This window comes from Variovorax sp. E3 (assembly GCF_016082275.1).
Taxonomy (GTDB): Bacteria; Pseudomonadota; Gammaproteobacteria; order Burkholderiales; family Burkholderiaceae_C; genus Variovorax.
In genome coordinates, this window is record NZ_MOWM01000009.1 from 18553 (window position 1) to 37692 (window position 19140).

Consider the following 19140-nt stretch of genomic DNA (forward strand, 5'->3'; position numbering starts at 1 on the left):
GAGAAACACATGGATCTAAATCTTTCCGGCAAGAAATTCTTCGTCACCGGCGTGGCATCAGGAATCGGTCACGCGACCGCCGAACTGCTGATTCGAGCCGGCGCTGAAGTCGTGGGCGCCGATCGCGCCGAGTTGAGCAGTCCGCTGCCACTCGCTGTCTTTCATCACCTGGATCTGAGCGATCCCGCGCTGATCGATCGCGCCGTCGCGGCGGCAGGTGACGGCTACGACGCGCTGATCAACGTCGCGGGTGTGTCGTCGCTCGCCTCGACGGACATGCAGTTCCGCGTCAACTTCCTCGGCACGCGGCACCTGACCCTGGCGATGGTGCCCAGGCTCAAGGCCAAGTCGGCCGTCTTCAACGTCGCCTCCAGCACGGCGGTGCGCTGGGAACAACATCTGGACCGTTTCACGCCGCTGGTCGAGACGAAGAATTTTGAAGAGGGCTTGCGGTGGCTCCAGGCGAATCCTCAGGAGAGCCCGATTTCCTATGCATGGTCCAAGGAGGCGCTGATCATCTGGACCATGAAGACCGCGCTCGAATGGATCGGCACGGGGCGCCGCATCAATGCCTTGAGCCCGGGACTGACCTACACGCCGATGCATGCCGAATTCGTGCAGGCGCACGGCGAGGCCCTGCTGAAGAAGGACGCCGAGCGCACCGGCGACGCCGGCCGCGCCGAAGACGTGGCGAAGGCCCTGGTCCTGCTGCAGCACGACTACGCCGCCTGGTGGAACGCGGCCAACATCAATGTCGATGGCGGCTTCAGCGCCTCGGTGTTGCTGGCGAAGGAAAACTTCGGCGACGTCTGAGCGCCCGCTGGGCAAGCGTCACGGCAGTCGAGTCAATCCAGGAGACATGATGAAAACCCCAATCCGTTCCAAGATCCGACCGGCCTTTGCGCTGGTCACCCTGATGCTGGCGGCCGCAGCTGCATCGGCTCAAAGCCCGAGCACGGTCGAGTCCAGACTCAAGGCCGAACTGACCGCCATGGGCTACCCCGAAGGCAAGCTGCCGAGCCTGGCGCCCGACAGCGGTCCCTGGCTGCACGGCGCCGTGGTCGGCAACCTGTTGTTTCTCTCGTCCGCCGCTCCGCAGGATGCCGATGGCCAATGGGTCAAGGGATCCGTTCCGGACAAGATTTCGGTGCAGAACGCGCCCATGCTCGCGCGCCGTGCGTGCGTGCGGCAGATCGCCCGAATGAAGCACGTGCTTGGGGATCTGGATCGGGTCAAGCGGATCGCCTACGTGCGTTTCAACATCGCCGTGGCACCTGGGTTCTCCGACCTGACTCCGATCGCGGAGGGTTGCTCGACGCTCTACACCGCGGTGTTCGGTGAGGCCGGAAAGCATCCGCGCGTGCTGGAGGGGGTGAGCGCCAACCCGAGCAACACGGCGATGGAAGTCGAAACGATTGTGGAAGTCCGGTGATCCGGATTCTTGAAGGAGCAGATATGGAAGTGATTGTTGTTGGGGCAGGTATCGGTGGACTGAGTACCGCACTCAGCCTGCACGATGCAGGAATTCCCGTAAAAGTTTATGAAGCAGCGCCGCGCATCGAGGCGATGGGTCTCGGTATCCACCTGCAGCCCAATGCCGTGCGTGAACTCACTGAACTGGGCCTGGGTGAAGCGTTGAAGGCGATTTCCGTCGGCATCGAGAACCTGGGCTTCTACAGCGTGCATGGCAAGCGAATCTGGAGCGAATCGCGCGGCAGCGCTTCCGGTTACCGCTGGCCCCAATGCGCGGTGCACAGAGGCGATTTGCAAGTGCTCTTGCTCAAGGCCGCCAGGGAGCGCATCGGGGAGCAGAACATCGTCACCAATCACACCTTGACGGCGTTCGAGCAGGACGAGGATGGCGTCACGCTGCACTTCGTCGACAGCGAGACCCGGCAGCGGCTGCCCTCCGTGAAGGGCGGCATCCTGGTGGCCGCGGATGGCCTGCATTCGAGCGTGCGCAAGCATTTTTTATCCCGAGCAGGGATTGCGATTCGGTGGCCAGTTGATGTGGCGCACGGCCGTGGCCGTGGAGGCTTGGCTGGGCGGCAACACGATGACCATGATCGGCCACCGCAACCAAAAGCTGGTGGCCTACCCGATCCGTGCACTGCCCGATGGCCGGGTCCTTGGCAACTTCATCTTCGAGCTGGGGCAGTCCGGCGACGGCCCGCCGCGCGAGGAGTGGAACCGCAGGATCGACAAGGCAAAGTTCGCGCACGCCTTCGCGGATTGGAAGTTCGACTGGCTCGACGTGCCCGCGCTCATTGAGGCGGCGGACAGCATTTTCGAGTTTCCGAAAGTCGATCGCGACCCTGTCGAACGCTGGTCATTCGGACGCGTCACCTTGCTGGGGGATGCGGCCCATCCCATGCACCCGGTCGGATCGCAGGCCGGCTCCCAGGCCGTGGTGGACGGCCGCGTGCTCGCCAAGCATCTGGCCGACCATCCGGACCGCCCCGAGTTCGCCCTGCAGGAATATGAAGCGGAACGACTGCCGCCGATGCGCGACATCTGCCTGTCCAACCGCAACCTGTCGCACGAGATCATCATGGACCTTGTGCAGGAGCGTGCACCCAACGGGTTCAGCGACATCGACGATGTCATTCCGGCAGCGGAGATCGCGCAGCGTGCCGAGGCATTCCGCACCAGGGCGGGATTCGACGTGACATCCCTGAATGCGCGCGAATCCCACTCGCGCCATCGGGGCTGCCCGGTTCATCGCGCTTGAGGCCCTGGCCTCCACTTGACTCATCTTCAAGGCAATAGGCGCTCTTCATGAACCTTATTCTGAATCTCACCACCCAGGGGCTGATCAACGGCGCGATCTACGCGCTGGTCGCGATCGGCCTGGCCATGGTGTTCGGGTTGCTGCGGGTGCTGCACATTGCGCACGCGGGCCTGTTCACCCTCGGAGGCTACCTGGCCCTGGTCACTACCAACGCCACGGGCAGCTTCGCATTGGGCGTGCTTCTGAGCATGGCAGCCGTGGCCGCGTGCGGAATGCTGATGTACCGGCTCTGCTACGAACCGATCCTGGAGCAGCCGCCGTATGTGCCCCTGATCGCTTCCGTGGGCATGTTTCTCGCCATCGAGGAACTTCTGCGGCTGGTCTTTGGCGACTATGGCCTGTCCTACCACGTGCCGCCGCTGCAAGGCGCCGTAGTGCTCGCCGGCATGCAGATCAAGTACGCCGAATTGGCCGCCGTGGCCATGGCCGTGATTCTTCTGGCGGGGCTTGCCGTCTTTGCCGCGCGCACACGGGTCGGCATGGCCTGGCGCGCCAGCGTCAGCGAGCCGCGCATGGCGGCGTCGTGCGGAATCAGCCTGCGGCAGGTCCGCTATGTCAATTTCGCGATCGGTTCCGCCTTCGCCGCGGCCGCCGGTGTGATGGTGGGTGTGCTCAACAACCTGGTGGAGCCTTCCATGGGCGCGGTGCCTACCTACAAGGCCCTGGCAATCATCGTCATTGGGGGGCTGGGCAACATGGGAGGCACCCTCGTGGCGTCACTTCTGCTGGGCCTGGTGGAAGCGTTTGGATCGACCTACCTGGCCAATGTGCTGGACCGCGACAGCGTGGCGTTCGCCGCAATGCTCGCCGTGCTGCTGGTCAAGCCGGAAGGCCTCTTCTCCGGCGGCCACTGGCTTCGCCGGCTGGTGCAGCTTACGAAACAGAAAGGAGCGACTCAATGGGCGCTTATGAAACGTCACTCCTGACCCTGGTGGCCATCCATGTGATTCTGGCGCTGAGCCTCAACCTCATCACGGGCTTGTGCGGGCAGGTGAGCCTGGGGCACGCGGCGTTCTTCGGCGTTGGCGCCTATGCGACCGCGCTGCTCGCCAAGGCCGGCTTCGGCATGGCCGTCACCTTGCCCTGCGCCTTGCTGCTGGCTGGCGTCGTCGGCCTGGTGGTCGGCTTCTGCAGCCTGCGGGTGCGGGATGACTTCCTGGCGATCGCGACCATGGCGGCGGGCTTCCTGTTCGTCGGCGCGGTGCGCACGACCGATGCGCTGGGGGGAGAGCTGGGCATCTCGCAAATACCCGCGACCGGCCTCGGTGCTGCCTACCCGCTCCTGGTGGTCGCCTGCGCGGCATTGACAGGGTCGGTCTGCTGGGTCGTCAAGCGCAGCTGGCTGGGCTATGTTTTCGAAGCGGTCAGCGCCGATGAGCAGGCCGCGCGCAGCCTTGGAATCGACACGCCGCTTTACAAGCTGGCGGCGTTCACGATCGGCACGGCATTGGCAGGCCTGGCCGGTTGCCTGTACGCCTATCACCTGGGCAACGTGGGCACGGAGGCATTCGGGTTCCCCGTCTCCGTGATGATCCTGGCCATGGTGGTGATCGGCGGTATGGGTTCGCTTTGGGGCAGCGTGCTCGCCGCGGCGCTGCTGACACTTGCGCCCGAGTGGTTCCGCTTCGTGAACGACTACAAGCTTCTGGTGTTCGGGCTGTTGCTGTTCGCCATCATGCGTATCGCCCCTCAAGGATTGTTTCCCTGGCTGGTGCAGCAACTGCGCCTGCTGCGGGCGAAGGAGGCCGCATGAGCACGAAGCTGTTGCAGATGCGTGACCTGGGCGTGCGCTTCGGCGGAGTCGTCGCGGTGAACGGGGTCTCGTTCGAACTCGCCACGGGCGAACTGGTGGGGTTGCTCGGACCCAACGGGGCCGGCAAGACCACCCTGCTGCGGCTCATTTCCGGAGCGGTCGCACCCGGATCGGGCGAGATCCTGTTCGGCGGCCGGTCCATCAGCGGGCTGGCCGCGGCTGCGCGCGCGCGGCTCGGCATGGCGATGTCGCATCAGATCGTGCGTCCGTTCCGCAACATGACCCTGCTGGACAACGTGGTGCTGGCCGCCGGTGCCCAGATCACCCTGACACCATGGCGCGCTGTCGCCACATTGGATCGCAAGGGCCTGCGCGAGGCGGCGCTGCGCTGTCTGGACATGGTGGGCATCGCGGCTTTGGCGAACAGCATGCCTTCGACTCAGCCGCTGGGGGTACTCAAGCGCCTGGAGGTTGCCCGCGCCCTGGCGACGAAGCCTCGCTTGCTTCTGCTGGATGAACCGCTGGCGGGCCTCGGGCACGACGAGGCGGTGCGATTGGCCGACCTCATCCAGCGGCTGAACGCATTGGGAACCACGATCCTTCTGATCGAACACAACCTCGCCGAGGTGATGCGGATCTGTCCGCGCATCGTCGTGCTGGACAACGGCCGCAAGATCGCCGACGGCCGCGCCGCCGAGGTGATGACCAACCCGCACGTGGTCGAGGCTTACCTCGGCGAAGGAGCAGTCCATGCTTGAAGTCGAGCGCTTGAGTTGCGGGTATGGCGCCGCCGTGGTTCTGCATGAACTCTCTCTGACGGTGAAGAGGGGAGAGATCATCGCGCTGATCGGATCGAACGGCGCAGGCAAGACCTCCACGTTGCAATGCATCGCCGGCCATGTGCGCGCGACCAGCGGCAGCGTCCGTTTCGATGGCCGGGATGTCACCGCCTTGGCGCCGCAGGCCCGGGTGCGTGCCGGCATCGCCATCTCGCCCGAAGGCCGCAAGCTGTTCGGCGACATGACGGTGCGCGAGAACCTGCTGGTGGGAGGCTATTCGCAGCCCGGCCGCGTGGCTGCGCGCAACATGCAACGCGTGCTGGACATGTTCCCCCGGCTGCAGGAGCGATTCGGATCGATGGGACGCACGCTCTCGGGCGGCGAGCAGCAAATGGTGGCGATCGGCCGCGCGCTGATGGCGCAGCCGGATCTCATCCTCATCGATGAACTGTCGCTGGGCTTGATGCCGAAGAATGTGGACATCTGCTATGCGGCCCTTCACCAGCTCAAGCAGCAAGGGCTGGCGGTGCTGCTGGTCGAACAGAACCTGTCCAAGGCACTGGCGTTTTCGGATCGCGTGTACGTCCTGGACTCCGGTCGGCTGATCTGGTCGGGCAGCGCCAAGGCCGCGCGTGCGCGCGGCGACCTGGCCGCCACCATTCTGGGACATGCGCCCGCCGAAGCCGGCGCGCAAGAGGAGGCACTCCAATGAAGGCGATCGACCTGGCCTACGTGCGCTACCAGACGCCCGATCTGTCGCGACTGGAAACCTTCCTGCTCGACTTCGGCATGCATCCGGCAGCGCCCTGCGACGGCAAGCGCCTGCTGATGCGCGGGAGCGGCACCGCGCCGTTCGTGTATGAGGCCGTACTGGGCAGCGAACCTCGCTTCCTCGGCGCCGGACTGCAGGTGGCATCGCGCGCCGACCTTGCCGCACTGGCGCGCTTGCCCGGATCGAGCGAAGTTGAGCCGGTGTCCGAACTTCCCGGGGGCGGCGATCGCGTGCGCATGCGCATGCCCGACGGCTTCGAGATCGATGCTTTGCACGGTGCTGTGCCCGCGCAGCCGCTGCATCTTGCGCGGGTGGACGACTTCAACGCCGCTGCAGCCAAGCCGCGCAAGAACCTGCCGGTGCGGGTGGCACGGCAGATCCAACCGGTGCGGCGCCTGGGCCATTTCGTACTGCACGTCAGCGATCACGACGCGTCGGTGGCCTGGCTGCGCGAACGCTTCGGGCTCATCGCCTCGGACTACCTGGCCGTGCCAGGCGAACCGGCGCGCACCATCGGCAGCTTCCTGCGGGTGGATGCGGGACAGGCGTGGGTGGACCACCATTGCATGCTTGTGCTGCAGGCGCCGGTGGTCGGCGTGCACCACTGCTCGTTCGAGATGGACGGGCTGGATGCGGTGATGAGCGCGCACGACTTCCTGCTGGAGCGGGGCTACACCCTTGACTGCGGTGTCGGCAGGCATCTGCTCGGAAGCCAGATCTTCGACTACTGGCGCGATCCCTTCGGCTTCCGGATCGAGCACTACACCGACGGGGACGTGGTGAATCACCTGCACCTCGCCAGCGTCTTCGCCGGCACGGCCGACGAGACCACCCAATGGGGGGCGAAACCGCCCCTGGACTTCTTTTCTTGACGGAAGCAAAGCGCATGACGATACAACGCATCAGCAGCCCCGAGGTCACCGAACCCGCGCCGGGCACGTGGTCCAACTGCCTCAAGGTGGGCGACACGGTGTACGTCGCAGGCCTCACGGCCCGCGACCGCAATCTGCAGCCCGCCGGCGGCGACGAATACCACCAGGCTCGCCTGATCTTCGAGCGGATCCAGCATCTGGTCGCCGCCGCGGGTGGCGCCATGCGCGACGTGGTGAAGCTCAACATCTACGTCACGCGGATCGCAAATCGCGAACAGGTCTGGCGGGCCCGCCGCGAATTCTTCGAGGGCGCGTTTCCGGTCGCTACCTTGGTCGAGGTCAGCGCGTTGGCGCAGGCCGAGATCCTGGTGGAGATCGAAGCGGTCGCCGTGCTGGGACATGGAGGAAGGCCATCATGAATCTCAGGGAACAACCGATTCACAGCGACGTCGCGACCGTTCTGTCGCCCGCCACACGCGAGAAACTGTCGCAGGTGGGGACGGCGAACATTGCCAACTCGCTGCTCAGGCGCGGGTTCCGCAACGCCTACCTGTTGGGGCTGCATCCGGTTTCCGGAATGCAGGAGTCGATGGTGGGACCGGCCTACACGCTGCGCTTCATGCCGGCGCGCGAGGACATCGACACCATGGCCAATTACGGCCGTGACGACAACCTGCACCGCCGCGCCGTGGAGGAGTGTCCGCCCGGCCACGTGCTGGTGATCGACACGGGCGGATGCGTGCGCTCGGCTGCCGCGGGCGACCTGATGGCGTTGCGCATGCGCCAGCGCGGTGTGGCAGGCGTGGTCACCGATGGAGGCTTCCGGGACACGCCCGGTATCCGCGCCACGAACCTGCCGGCCTACCAGCGCCAGGCCGCGCCACCGGCTACCCCCATTGCCATGCACCCGGTCGAGCTCAATGGCCCGGTGGGCTGCGCGGACGTGGCGGTGTACCCGGGCGATGTGCTGGTGGGCGATGCCGAGGGCGTGGTGGTGATTCCGCTGCACCTGGTTGACGAGATCGCCCAGGAAGCACTGGAGGCGGTCGATTACGAGCGCTTCGCGGCACTGCACATCTCGCGCGGGCGCCCGATCTTCGGATTGTTTCCGGCGACCCCGGAAAGCCGCAAGGAATACGACGGCTGGGTCGCGGCCGGGCGTCCCTCACTGGAGGTTCTGCAATGAATGCGCCCAACGAAGCCACGATGAAGACCCTTGAACTGCTGATCCGCACGCAGGAGCTCGATCCGGCCAAGTGGATCGACTTTTCCGAGTACGGATTTCGCCAGTACTTTCTCTGGAAGAACGCGGACACCGGGGCCAGCATCGCCTTGCTGGAGTACCAGAAGGGCGGCCGCATCCCCGTGAAGCACTCGCATGCGTCCAACCAGTTCATGTACTGCCTGGAAGGCGACTACGAGTACACGGACAGCCAGCTCCGGCTGACTGCGGGTTCTTTCTACATGAACCCGAAGGACCATCCGCACGGCCCCACCGTCGCGCACGAGCGCAGTGTGCTGATCGAAATCTACGACGGCCCCCACTACTACGAGAAGCCGGCGTTCCACACGGACCAGTCCATCTCCGGCTTCCTTTCCAAAACCTGAGGAACTCACTCAAATGTTCGACACGCAAGAAGTGCTGCGCCAATTCGGCATCCAGCCAATTCACGCCGGCGCCTGCTCCGGCCCCCAGGGCTGGAGCACAACCGAAGACCGCGTACGCATCGACGCGGTCAATCCGGCCGACGAAACGGTGACCGCCCGCGTTGCCGGTGCGAATGCCGTCGACTACGAGAAGGTAGTGGCCGCGGCAGCCGCCATGCAGCAGTCCTGGCGCATGGTGCCGGCACCTCGGCGCGGTGAACTGGTGCTGCGCATCGGACAGCTGGCAACCGAACACCTCGAAGGCCTGGCGGCCGTCGTCGCGCTCGACACGGGCAAGTCGCTGATGGAGGCCCGGTCCGAAGTGAAAGAGCTGGTCGACATGGCGACCTTCGCCGCGGGCCAGTCGCGCATGCTCTACGGTTTCACGCAGCAGTCGCAGCGCGCAAAGCACCGCATGTACGACCAGTGGCTTCCGCTCGGCGTGGTCGGCGTCATCTCGGCCTACAACTTCCCCGCGGCCGTGTGGGCTCAGAACGGCTTCCTGGCCGCGATCGGCGGCAACACGGTGGTCTGGAAGCCGAGTCCGAAGGTGCCGCTCACGGCCCTGGCGCTTCAGCACCTGAGCAACATCGCCATGCAGGAAATGGGTTTCGAAGGCGTTTTCACGCTCTTCATTCCACAGAGCAATGAGCTCGCCGAACTGCTCGTGGCCGACGCGCGCGTCGCACTGGTCTCGTTCACCGGATCCACCACGGTGGGCCGCAAGGTGGCCAACGTCGTGGGCCGCACGCTCGGGCGACGCTACATGCTGGAATGCTCCGGCAACAACGGCTGCATCGTGGACGAAACGGCAGACCTCAAGCTGGCCGCGCGCAGCATCACCTTCGGCGCCGTGGGCACGACCGGGCAGCGCTGTACCAGCACGCGCCGGGTGATCGTGCATCGTTCCGTCGAAGGCGAGCTCGTGGAGTTGCTGAAGAAGTCCTTTGCGCAGATCCGGATCGGCGACCCGCGCGAGCCCGGCGTCGTGGTCGGGCCGCTCGTGGACAAAGCCGCCGTGGGCCACTTCGAAAGCGCGGTGCGCGACGCGACTGCATCGGGCGGCCAAGTCGTTTTCGGCGGCCGGCGCATCGACCGCCCCGGCCACTACGTGGAGCCCACGCTCATCACCCGGGTTCGCCCGGAGTGGCCTTGCGTGCAGCACGAAACATTTGCGCCCATCGTGTACGTGGTCGCTTACGACTCCATCGAGGAGGCCATCGACATCCACAACGGCGTGCCCCAGGGCCTGGCGTCCGGCATCCACAGCACGAACCTGGGCAACATCGAACTGTTCCTCTCGGCCGCGGGCAGCGATTGCGGTATTGCCAAGGTCAACATGGGAACGACGGGCGCCGACATCGGTGCGGCGTTCGGCGGCGAAAAGGAGACGGGCGGCGGTCGAACGGCCGGGTCCGATGCCTGGAAAGGCTACATGCGCCGGCAGAGCGTGTGCATCAACTGGGGCGGCGAGTCGCCCTGGGACAGCCGGCTCAAACTCTGAGGACAATTCTTGAAACTAGGAACTGTTGAACTGCGCACCGGCGAGGAGCGCCTTGCCTGTCTGCGCGCGGACGGCAACGTCGTGATAGCTCCGCGTGAGTTCAGTGACATGCAGCGCGTGATCGACGCATGCGACACCGCCGTTCCGGCATTGCGCAAGCTTTGCGAGTCCGCGCGCTCCGAAGTCACCGCGCTCTCCGAGTTGCGGCTTCTGTCTCCGATCCGCCGCTTGCGCCGCGACGTGCTGTGCACGGGTTGGAACTACTGGGACCACTTCTACGAGAGCGATGGCAAGCGCGAAGGGCAGGACGTCCCGAAACCCGAAGCCCCGACCTTTTTCACCAAGGGACCGGATGTCCTGATCGGGCCGCACGACGACATCGCGTACGACCCCGTCATTTCCGGGAAGTGGGACTACGAGGCCGAGATTGCGCTTGTCATCGGCAAGGAGGGGCGCAGCATCCCTTGCGAGCACGCGATGTCGCACGTGTTCGGCTACTGCCTTGCCAACGACGTCTCCCAGCGCGACCTGCAACGCCGGCACGGCGGCCAGTGGCTCAAAGGAAAGAGCATCGACGGCACCATGCCCCTCGGCCCGTGGCTCACGCTGCGCGACGACGTCGAACTGGCGAATGTCACTCTCGAGTGCGAATTGAACGGCGCCGTCATGCAGCAGGCGAGTGCATCGCAGATGGCATTCGGCATTGCCGAGCTGGTGAGCGAACTCTCGTTTGGAATGACCCTGAGGCCCGGCGACGTGCTCCTCACCGGCACCCCCAGCGGGATCGGCAACGCACGAACACCGCCGGTGTTCCTCAAGGCGGGCGATCTGGTGGTCGTCCGCGCGACCGGTCTGGGAGAACTGAGAAACCGGCTCGTCGCCAAAGACTTGGCTTTCTATGAGACCCCCGCCTGACATCCCCCATCCAATGAAACCAAAGGAATTTTGCATGCCCACCATTGCAGTCGTCTTCCACTCCGGCTACGGCCACACCCAGCGCATGGCGCAGGCGGTGGCGCAAGGCGCCGGCGCGGAACTCATCGCCATCGACGCCGAGGGCAACCTGCCGGCCGGCGGCTGGGAGCAGCTCAAGGCGGCCGACGCCATCATCTTCGGCACACCCACCTACATGGGCAGCGTCAGCTGGCAGTTCAAGAAATTCGCCGATGCCTCATCCAAGTACTGGTATGCGCAGGAATGGAAAGACAAGATTGCCGCCGGCTTCACCAACAGCGCCGGCGTGAACGGCGACAAGCAGTCGACGCTCACCGCGCTGTTCACGATGGCCATGCAGCACGGGATGATCTGGGTCAGCCAGGGGCTGATGCCGAGCAACACCAAAGACGCGAAGCGCAATGACGTGAACTATCTCGTCTCCTTCAGCGGCGCCATCGCGCAGTCGCCTTCCGACGCGGGCGCGGCGAGATGGCAGCGGGCGACCTGGAGACGGCGCGCCTGTTCGGCGAGCGCGTGGCGTCGGTGACGGCCCGGATGGCCGCCGCGCAGCATTCGGACACCGCGCCCGCTTGATCGCCGGGGCCATCACGCTGCCTTGAAGCGATTTCCTCTCGACAACCATCAGGAGCAATGCGAGTGAAAACGCCCGCCATCGTCAACCGCCGAACCGCGCTGCTCGCAGCCGCCTGTTGCCTCCCGGGGGCGGCGGCTTTCGCGCAGGAGCCGCGGTTCCCCTCGCGGCCCGTGCGATTGATCAGCCCATTCCCCGTTGGCAGCGGGCCCGACGCAGTGGCGCGTCTCGTCGCGGACAAGCTTGCACGCGCCTGGGGCCAACCGGTCGCGGTAGAGAACAGGCCGGGCGGCAATGGGTTCATCGCCATCAACGCCTTCAAGCGCGGCGCCACCGACGGGCACGACTTGATCCATCTGGAGAATGTGCACCTGACGGCGTACCCGTATCTCTTCAAGAGGCTGCCCTTCGACGGCAACAGGGATTTCGAACTCATCGCCCCGCTGTTCAAGACCTATTTCTTCATCACTACTTCGGCCAACAGCAAGTACCGCGACGTGGCCGACCTGGTCGCCGATGCCAAGGCGAACCCGGGCGGGCTCAGTTATGGCTCCTGGTCGGTCGGCAATCCTGCACACCTGGGGTCGGCACTCTTCGAGACGATGACGGGCACCGAAATGCAGCACGTCGTCTACAAGGAAACGAGTCAGCTTTACAGCGGTGTTGCCAACGGGGAACTGACCTTCGCCTTGGGCACCAGCGCCACGGCGGGCGCGCTCTATCGGGCCGGAAAGCTCAAGTTTCTTGCGATCGCGGCTCCCCGCAGGCTCGCGGCATACAAGGACGTGCCCACGGTCGCGGAAGCAGGCGGGCCCGCCGGGTTCGAAGTCAGCGGTTGGACCGCTTTTGCCGCGCCGCGCGGCGTATCCCCGGCGGTGCTGGAAAAGATCCGCCGCGATGTCGCCAAGGCCCTGAGCGAGCAGGATGTTCGCGACAAGCTCGCTGCTTTGGGCTACGAGCCCTTTTCTGCCACCCCCTCGGAATTCGCCCGGCATATTTCCGCCGAATCATCCAGGTTCGCCGAAGTCATCAAGAAAGTAGGCGCGCATCTGGACTGACGCGTCCGCTTTCAAGGCTCGGGCTCGGGCTTGTGCTGGCGCTATTGCCTGATCTTGCCCGTGCTGCTGACGATCGAGAGTTCGACGTACCTCGAGCCGACATGCATCCCCGGCTTGAAGGCGACGACATAGTCGCCCGCGTCATAGTTGCCAATGCTTTCGAGCGTCGCGGGCATGGCTTCACGGGTGACCTTCGCGTTCTGGCGCCGAACCGCTTCCACAATCACCTTGGCCGCGATGAAACCCTCCATCATGGCGAAACTCACCGGCAGGTCCAGCTTGCCGGCCCGTTCGGCGGCGTCGTTGAGCTCCTTCGCGAGTCGGCTTGAAATCCGATAGGGGCTGGGCGTTACTTGAGCAATTGCCACGCCTTGCAGCTGCTCCTTGCCAAGTCGCTTGGACAGTTGCTCGACATCGGCATTGGAGCTTGCGAACAGTTGCGCAGACCCGCCGCTCGCGCGGTATTGCTCGATGAATGCGGCCGCGGGGGCGCCATTGGACACCATGATGATCGCCTGCGGCGATGCTTTGGCGAACACTTCGACTGCGCGAGCGACACGGGTGGTGCCTGGCGGATAGGAGGCCTTGGCCATGATGGCCACGTGTGCCTTTGCCGCCGCTTCGTCTGATGCCGCAATGACTCCTGCGGCATCCGGGCCGTCTTCATAGAAAAGACCCAAGCGGGTGATCCCTATCGTGGCAAGGTGTTGCGCGATCTTGCCGATTTCGTCGTGCAGACCAGCGCGGATGCTATACAGGTAAGGTGTACTGGCGCGCAGGTCGGTCGCGCGGTATCCCAGCAGTGCAATCTTGTTTTTTTCCAGGATGCCGGACTCCACGAGGCTGGTGATGTTCCGATTCCCGAAATAGCCGGCCAGCACGAGCGGCCGTTCTTCGGCAATGAGTCGCCGGGTCGCGTTGACCGTATCTTCCGGCCGGCCGCCGTCGTCTCGAGTTGCCAAGGTGAAAGTGTTGCCGTTCGCGCCTCCCGCCTTGTTGACGGTGTCGAAAAGCAGTTGCATGCCAGCGGCATACGCACGCCCCTGACCCGCCTCGAGACCCGACATCGGGCCCACTTGGCCCACAACGATCTGACCGCCTTGGGCAACCGTCATGAATACGGCGGTGGCGACGGCCAACGAGAGGCGCACCGAGCGAGGGGTAGATTGCACTTGAGATACCTTCTGTGTGACGACATCGACCTGATGCGTCAACGGGTCCGCAATCAGAGCCCCAGTGGAAAAGAAGCGATTGTTGCCAGGTCCCTCCTTCACATCCAATGAGTTTGTCGGAGACCGACATAACTGCCCTGGCATGATCCCAATGGCAGTGACCTGCCCGGTTTCTTCGAGACATCAATTTCCAGGAAGACGCTCCCGCCCGAAGAGGAGCCCATGAAGAAGAGCCGATTGAGCCAAGAACAGATGGTCGCCATCCTGCGTGAAGCGGATCGCACCACGGTGGCCGAGGCGGTCAAGAAAAGCGAGGTCGGCGACGCCACCATCAATGCCTGGCGCAAACACTTCGACCAGATGGAAGCGACCGACGTCAAGCGTTGACGGCGCTGCCTGGTCAGCGTCGCCTGCAGCCGGCGGTAGCCATCGCAGCGGTGGTTCAGGTCGAAGATGTCGATGATGGTTTGCCGCAGCGCGGCGTGCTTGTCTGCCACCTTCACATGCGCTCGATGGTAGAGGTACGGGCTGCGCGCCAGATCCAATTGGGCAAGGAGCGCTGGCAGCGCATAGGGCTCTTTGAGGTCGCCAACCAGCATCCTCGATTCCGGAGATGGCATGGTCCGCCCACCTACAGTTCCGCGGTTGAAGTGAGGCATCTGCCCAGCAGGATGGGGTCTCGCGGAGGCGGAACCAGCGTGCCAAAGTGGAGGTTCAACGTAACCACTTAACCTGGAGGCCCCAAGCATGCAATCTATCGCAAATCTGCCGGTTATTGGCCTGGATCTGGCGAAGTCGGTGTTCCAACTGCACATCGTCGATGCAGATACGGGCGAGATCCAATGGCGTCAGATCAAACGCGCGAGACTCACCGAGTTCTTCACCAAGTGCGTTCCAAGCCTGGTCGCCATGGAAGCGTGTGGCGCCTCCCACCACTGGGCTGGAACAATTCGGCAACCGGGTCTCGAGGTCAGGCTTCTGCCGGCTCAGCATGTCAAGGCATTCTTGCTTCGCGACAAGACAGATGCGATGGATGCCCAAGCGATATGGGTGGCGGCTCAACAGCCGCACATTCATTGCGTGCCCGTCAAGACGGAACGTCAACAAGCCTGCATGGCGCTGCACGGGATGCGTCGCCAGCTTATGAAGATGCGCATCATGCAGACCAATGCGTTGCGAGGGATCTTGGCCGAGTTCGGAGTCGCGAGCCGAAGCTTGCCGACCCGGACGCACGCACGGGGCGGCCCAAACGCGCGACGAACGGCGAATCGCCCTGGGAGGGAAGGCTCGGCGAGGCTGTCAGGGTGTAGGCGGGCCGCAGCGCGCGGCCTGCTCAAAAGCGCAGATGGGCGCGATCTCAGGTCTTGCCGTGGAACTGGTCGCGGTATTGCGAAGGGGACATCTTGAGCACGCGAACGAAGGCCCTTCGCATGACCTCTTCCGACGAGAAGCCGCAGTGCGATGCCACCGCCTTGAGCGACAGCAGCGTGTTTTCGATGGCAATGCAGGCCGTCTCGATGCGCAGAAGTTCGACCGCGCGCGCAGGCGTGATGCCCGTGGCGCGTCGGTAGAAGCGCGCGAACGTGCGCTGCGTCATGGCCAGCCGCCGCGCAAGGCGCTCGTTGGTCAGCGGTTGGCGCGGATGCTGGACGATCCAACGGTGCAGCGCCAGCACGCGCTCGTCATCGCGCCCTTCGCCGGGAAAGCCGGTGCGAAACCGCCGGGGCGTTCCAAGGCGATCCGCAGAAGGCGAAAGGCGCTGCGCGATCTGCGCTGCGAGCGCCTGGCCGCAGTCATGCGCCACGATGTGAAGTGCCAGTTCCATCCCCGACGCGGCGGCGATCATGTCGATGCCGTCCGGCGATCCGACTTGCGACGCGCGCGCGCTCGCCGCTTGCCCCACGACGAATCCTTCCTCGCCGATCGAAGCCAGCGAGCGGATCCGTTCGCTTTGGCGCGCGATCCACTCCACCACCTGTTGCTGACCCAGCGAGAGGTTGCGCACTGCGCGGACGGCGCCATGTCCGCCAGCGACGATGAAGCGATCCACCGGCCGCTGCGGTTCGTCGGGCAGCGCCGCAACATGCAGTGCGGCCTCGCCGTTGCTGTGCACCGGGCCGGCCCGCGTCGCAAACGTGCGTACGGCGTAGTGCGGCGGCGTTTGCGCGTCATGGCACGCCTGGCGATCGAGCGTCTCGTTGGCCAGATCGAAGGTGCGCATGGCGGCGCTGGCCTCGAACAGGTCGAAGCCTTCCAGCAGAACGATCCACACCTCTGGCATCGGTGTGCGCGCTACCGGGACCGCGCCGCAGGCTCGGCGCACATCCTGATGCCGCGCGCATCGCAATGGAAGCTTTGGTTCCAAGCGCTTGGCGTGGACCGCTCGGCGTGGCAGGAACAATGGAAGATTTGTCGCTGCGGTCCCACGCTGGTCTCCTTAGACTTTTGATCTTAGGCCGCGGCCGTGCGCTTGCCTACAAACCTGAAGGCGCAGCGCATTCCACGCGGCTTTTCCTGGGGTTCGTGCCCCCGATGAAAGGTGGAAGATGAGCGCACAAGGTCGCTTTGGATGCGAAGGACGATGCTGCGAAAAGTCTGTGAGCACAGAGGGCGCCAGCGTTCTGGCCGAGCCGGCGCGAAGCGACGTGCAAAGGGACATCCGCGATGCACTCGAACAAGTCACCGACCTGCAGGCGTTGTTCGACGTGGTGGCGCGCGGGGCGCGCAGGCTGGGGTTCGAGCAATGCGCCTACGGGCTGTGCCTCGGCCTGCCGTTCACGAACCCGAAGACGCTCATCATCAGCAACTATGACGCGCGGTGGCAGCGTCGCTACTGCGACGCGGGGTACCTGCGCATCGATCCGACCGTCGCGCACGGCATGCGCTCGGACAGTCCGCTGATCTGGAGCAACGAGCTTTTCCGGCATGCGCCTCAGCTGTGGTCGGAGGCACGGTCGTTCGACCTGCGGGTGGGATGGGCGCAGTCGCGCTTTGGCGCAGCCGGTACCGTGGGCATGCTGTCGGTCGCACGCTCGCATGATGCGCTGTCGACCGCGGAAATGGCGGCCCGCGACGCAGCCTGCGGTGGCTGGTCATCGCCGCTCACTTCAAGCTGTCCGCGGCGCTTTGCCGTGTGCATGGTGTCGAACGACCGGCGCTGACGGCGCGCGAAGCGGAGGTGCTGCGCTGGACTGCCGACGGCAAGACCTGCGAGGAGGTCGCGCTGCTTCTTCGCATCTCGGTGAACACCGTCAAATTCCACGTCCGCAACGCGGTCGAGAAATTGAGCGTGGCGAACAAGACCGCTGCTGCGGCAAACGCCGTCGCACTGGGCCTGCTGTGAGGCGACGGGGCGCGTTTCGCGCAGACGTGCGGCAGTGCCGTCGCGCCTTGCTTGCGTCCCAACTCACCAGCGCGCATCGTCCGTGCGTGTTCACCGGGCTCACGCGCTGACACGCGCGCGATGCGCCAGGGAGGGCGCAAGTTCGATGCGACAAGCAAACAGCCCATGCCGGCCCAGGCACACCGGAGGCGCAAGGCGCGTGGCCGTGATGCCTGCGCGCGCGAGCATCCGCTCGATGCCCAGCGGCGACACGGTCACCAGCTGCTGCACGCCTGCTGCGCAAGCGATCTTCATGACGCTGTCGAGCAGCGCGAGCGCGTCGGCCGATGCACCGAAGCGGGCATTCGCGGGGCGCGGCGCATCGGGGTCGATCGCGGCAAAGCGCGACAGCTCCCAGACGCGGGCGCTGCGCACGGGCGCCTGGCCCCCAAGAAGCTCGGGAAACTCGTCGGCCAGCAGGTACGGGCGCTCGGTGGGCAGCAGGCGTGCCATGCCGCGCACGCTGCCGCCGTCGTCGTCGAGCGCAAGCACATACCGGGTGTCTCGCCGGTCGAAGCGGTCGAGCTCGAGGCGTCCGCGCGGATGAAGCTTCCATCCCAGCATCTGCACGAAGACCCGGTATCGATAGTGCGCCATGTCGAAGAGCGTTGCCGCGGGCAACGTCTCTGCCGTGCCTGTCACGATCTTCATGAGACCCTCCAGTTGGCTGTGACAGGGTCATTACAAGCAAAGCGCGCGGCGCTCAAAACTACCCGAATGGGCAGGTCGTGATGCTGCACGGCGCGCGCGCCGGGATCCTCGCGCAGCGTCCTTCGGTTGCGGGACTTGCATGAGATGGCGCCGCCTGCCGCTGCGCATGGACCGGTTTCCAGGGCGAGCGCGCTGGCACCATCGCGCGCGGCAGCAAGCGCGGGCGGATCGGCCTTCCTTGCACCGCATGCAACGCTTGCTGCAGTGCCGGCCAGCAGGAATGATCCTTGCCCCATGACCATACCGCGACACCATCCTTGCCATCCTCGCGATGGGTTTGCCGGAAGAGGCTGCGCGCATCGACCTGCTCGCACTCCAGAGCGGCAGCCCGCAGGAAGGGGCACCGGCTTTGCCGCAGCGTTGCGGCTGATTCGTCCACGGGCGTTGCCGGGAAGGCGCCGGCATGCGCGAACCCTGCCGCATGCAGGCGCATGCGTGGAGAGTCTGCCGTGAGCCGCAAGCAACGCGCGTCGCCCTTTCCCACCGCCAGCGTGTTCAAGCTGCCGCTGCGCATCTCCTCCGCCTCGGTCAGGCCCGCGCCGTCGCAGCCGCCACGCAGTGAACCTGCCTCGTTGCTCGGCCTGCAGATTCGGGCGCTGCGCAAGGCCGCGCTCACCAGCGGCGGCGAACTTGCGGCACGCGCCGGCGTCTCGCGCTCGATGCTCTCGCGGGTTGAACGCGGCCTGGCGTCGCCCTCGGTGGAGACGCTCGAGCGCATTGCGCAGGGCCTGGGGGTCTCAATCTCGCAGTTCTTCGCTGCACGCGCGCCGCGCGAGATCTTCTTTCATGTGCCGGCGGGGCGCGGCTTGCCGCTGGACCGAGCGCTCACGCACGCGCGCATTCGCCACGAGCTTCTGGGGCGACTGCGCTCGGGCGATCTGAATGTGATGCCCTGCCTGGTCTGTGTTGACGCGCCGTTCCAGACGCCGGAAATGGTCCGGCACGAGGGCCTGAAGTTCATCTACGTGCTCGGCGGCAGCGCGCAATACCGCCATGGTGCCAGGCAGATCACGGTGAGTCCCGGCGACGCCTTGCTGTTCGATGCCAACGTCGAGCACGGCATCGTCGCAACGCAGGATCTGCCGCTGCGCTACCTTTACGCGGCCTTCTCTTTGCGCGACTGACTCCCCGGCCGCGGTTGCCGCATGACCCGGTGGGAGGAAAGAAGCAA

Annotated in this window: 21 protein-coding genes and 4 pseudogenes; 21 read left to right on the forward strand and 4 right to left on the reverse strand. The window is 65.2% G+C overall.

Annotated elements, in window-relative coordinates:
- The first annotated feature begins 9 nt into the window (after positions 1-9).
- The 16 genes and pseudogenes from BMG07_RS05360 (at position 10) to BMG07_RS05435 (ending at position 12704) form a co-directional block, all read left to right on the forward strand.
- Positions 10-813 (forward strand): coniferyl-alcohol dehydrogenase, encoded by an 804-nt coding sequence (locus BMG07_RS05360; protein ID WP_198083680.1) that lies wholly within the window; start codon positions 10-12, stop codon positions 811-813.
- A gap of 49 nt (positions 814-862) precedes the next feature.
- On the forward strand, positions 863-1432 hold the full coding sequence (locus tag BMG07_RS05365) for a RidA family protein (protein ID WP_198083681.1): 570 nt from the start codon (positions 863-865) through the stop codon (positions 1430-1432).
- 23 nt (positions 1433-1455) lie between these two features.
- Positions 1456-1908: pseudogene (locus BMG07_RS44690) on the forward strand (FAD-dependent monooxygenase); the annotation flags it as partial.
- A gap of 31 nt (positions 1909-1939) precedes the next feature.
- Complete coding sequence (locus tag BMG07_RS41530; RefSeq protein WP_269758673.1) at positions 1940-2731, forward strand: FAD-dependent monooxygenase; 792 nt, start codon at positions 1940-1942, stop codon at positions 2729-2731.
- A 47-nt stretch (positions 2732-2778) separates the two neighbouring features.
- Positions 2779-3717, forward strand: coding sequence for a branched-chain amino acid ABC transporter permease (locus BMG07_RS05380; RefSeq protein ID WP_198083684.1), 939 nt, complete (start codon positions 2779-2781; stop codon positions 3715-3717).
- Positions 3690-4544, forward strand: a complete 855-nt coding sequence (locus BMG07_RS05385) for a branched-chain amino acid ABC transporter permease (protein ID WP_198083685.1) — start codon at positions 3690-3692, stop codon at positions 4542-4544. Before BMG07_RS05380 ends, BMG07_RS05385 begins: the two co-directional genes overlap by 28 nt.
- Positions 4541-5302, forward strand: a complete 762-nt coding sequence (locus tag BMG07_RS05390; protein ID WP_198083686.1) for an ABC transporter ATP-binding protein — start codon at positions 4541-4543, stop codon at positions 5300-5302. The genes BMG07_RS05385 and BMG07_RS05390 overlap by 4 nt, the downstream gene beginning before the upstream one ends.
- Positions 5295-6035 (forward strand): ABC transporter ATP-binding protein, encoded by a 741-nt coding sequence (locus tag BMG07_RS05395; protein ID WP_198083687.1) that lies wholly within the window; start codon positions 5295-5297, stop codon positions 6033-6035. Before BMG07_RS05390 ends, BMG07_RS05395 begins: the two co-directional genes overlap by 8 nt.
- Positions 6032-6967: a VOC family protein gene (locus BMG07_RS05400; protein WP_198083688.1), complete on the forward strand. Its 936-nt coding sequence runs from the start codon at positions 6032-6034 to the stop codon at positions 6965-6967. Before BMG07_RS05395 ends, BMG07_RS05400 begins: the two co-directional genes overlap by 4 nt.
- Before the next feature lie 14 nt (positions 6968-6981).
- Positions 6982-7386 (forward strand): RidA family protein, encoded by a 405-nt coding sequence (locus tag BMG07_RS05405; RefSeq protein ID WP_198083689.1) that lies wholly within the window; start codon positions 6982-6984, stop codon positions 7384-7386.
- On the forward strand, positions 7383-8153 hold the full coding sequence (locus BMG07_RS05410; RefSeq protein WP_198083690.1) for a ribonuclease activity regulator RraA: 771 nt from the start codon (positions 7383-7385) through the stop codon (positions 8151-8153). The genes BMG07_RS05405 and BMG07_RS05410 overlap by 4 nt, the downstream gene beginning before the upstream one ends.
- Positions 8150-8575, forward strand: a complete 426-nt coding sequence (locus BMG07_RS05415) for a cupin domain-containing protein (RefSeq protein ID WP_198083691.1) — start codon at positions 8150-8152, stop codon at positions 8573-8575. Before BMG07_RS05410 ends, BMG07_RS05415 begins: the two co-directional genes overlap by 4 nt.
- A gap of 13 nt (positions 8576-8588) precedes the next feature.
- Positions 8589-10118 carry an aldehyde dehydrogenase family protein gene (locus tag BMG07_RS05420; RefSeq protein WP_198083692.1) on the forward strand — a complete coding sequence of 510 codons (1530 nt, stop codon included), beginning with the start codon at positions 8589-8591 and terminating at the stop codon, positions 10116-10118.
- A 9-nt stretch (positions 10119-10127) separates the two neighbouring features.
- Positions 10128-11033, forward strand: coding sequence for a fumarylacetoacetate hydrolase family protein (locus BMG07_RS05425; RefSeq protein WP_198083693.1), 906 nt, complete (start codon positions 10128-10130; stop codon positions 11031-11033).
- Positions 11034-11067: 34 nt separating this feature from the next.
- Positions 11068-11648, forward strand: a pseudogene (locus tag BMG07_RS05430) (flavodoxin family protein).
- 57 nt (positions 11649-11705) lie between these two features.
- Positions 11706-12704: a tripartite tricarboxylate transporter substrate binding protein gene (locus tag BMG07_RS05435; protein ID WP_198083694.1), complete on the forward strand. Its 999-nt coding sequence runs from the start codon at positions 11706-11708 to the stop codon at positions 12702-12704.
- Between the two features lie 41 nt (positions 12705-12745).
- Here the strand turns inward: BMG07_RS05435 and BMG07_RS05440 are convergent, their stop codons facing one another.
- Complete coding sequence (locus tag BMG07_RS05440; RefSeq protein WP_307866875.1) at positions 12746-13918, reverse strand: ABC transporter substrate-binding protein; 1173 nt, start codon at positions 13916-13918, stop codon at positions 12746-12748.
- A gap of 180 nt (positions 13919-14098) precedes the next feature.
- On the opposite strand from BMG07_RS05440, the pseudogene BMG07_RS44695 reads away from it, so the two are divergent.
- Positions 14099-14260: pseudogene (locus BMG07_RS44695) on the forward strand (transposase); the annotation flags it as partial.
- Here the strand turns inward: BMG07_RS44695 and BMG07_RS41535 are convergent.
- Positions 14194-14484, reverse strand: a pseudogene (locus BMG07_RS41535) (IS3 family transposase); the annotation flags it as partial. The pseudogenes BMG07_RS44695 and BMG07_RS41535 overlap by 67 nt on opposite strands.
- Before the next feature lie 139 nt (positions 14485-14623).
- Here BMG07_RS41535 and BMG07_RS05450 point away from each other — a divergent pair.
- The gene (locus BMG07_RS05450) at positions 14624-15283 is read left to right on the forward strand and encodes an IS110 family transposase (RefSeq protein WP_269758674.1); all 660 of its coding nucleotides are present in this window, start codon (positions 14624-14626) and stop codon (positions 15281-15283) included.
- Here BMG07_RS05450 and BMG07_RS44005 read toward each other — a convergent pair.
- Positions 15234-16148, reverse strand: coding sequence for a GlxA family transcriptional regulator (locus tag BMG07_RS44005; RefSeq protein WP_198083696.1), 915 nt, complete (start codon positions 16146-16148; stop codon positions 15234-15236). The genes BMG07_RS05450 and BMG07_RS44005 overlap by 50 nt on opposite strands.
- 373 nt (positions 16149-16521) lie before the next feature.
- On the opposite strand from BMG07_RS44005, the gene BMG07_RS05460 reads away from it, so the two are divergent.
- Both BMG07_RS05460 and BMG07_RS05465 read left to right on the forward strand, forming a co-directional pair.
- Complete coding sequence (locus BMG07_RS05460; protein WP_198083697.1) at positions 16522-17037, forward strand: autoinducer binding domain-containing protein; 516 nt, start codon at positions 16522-16524, stop codon at positions 17035-17037.
- A complete protein-coding gene (locus tag BMG07_RS05465) occupies positions 17010-17219 on the forward strand; it encodes a helix-turn-helix transcriptional regulator (protein WP_198083698.1) in 210 nt (69 codons plus the stop codon). The genes BMG07_RS05460 and BMG07_RS05465 overlap by 28 nt, the downstream gene beginning before the upstream one ends.
- A gap of 99 nt (positions 17220-17318) precedes the next feature.
- On the opposite strand, the gene BMG07_RS05470 is transcribed toward BMG07_RS05465, so the two are convergent.
- The gene (locus tag BMG07_RS05470; RefSeq protein ID WP_198083699.1) at positions 17319-17909 is read right to left on the reverse strand and encodes an acyl-homoserine-lactone synthase; all 591 of its coding nucleotides are present in this window, start codon (positions 17907-17909) and stop codon (positions 17319-17321) included.
- A 551-nt stretch (positions 17910-18460) separates the two neighbouring features.
- On the opposite strand from BMG07_RS05470, the gene BMG07_RS05475 reads away from it, so the two are divergent.
- Entirely contained in the window at positions 18461-19093 is a 633-nt protein-coding gene (locus BMG07_RS05475) for an XRE family transcriptional regulator (RefSeq protein WP_307866876.1), read from the forward strand.
- The last annotated feature ends 47 nt before the right edge of the window (positions 19094-19140 follow it).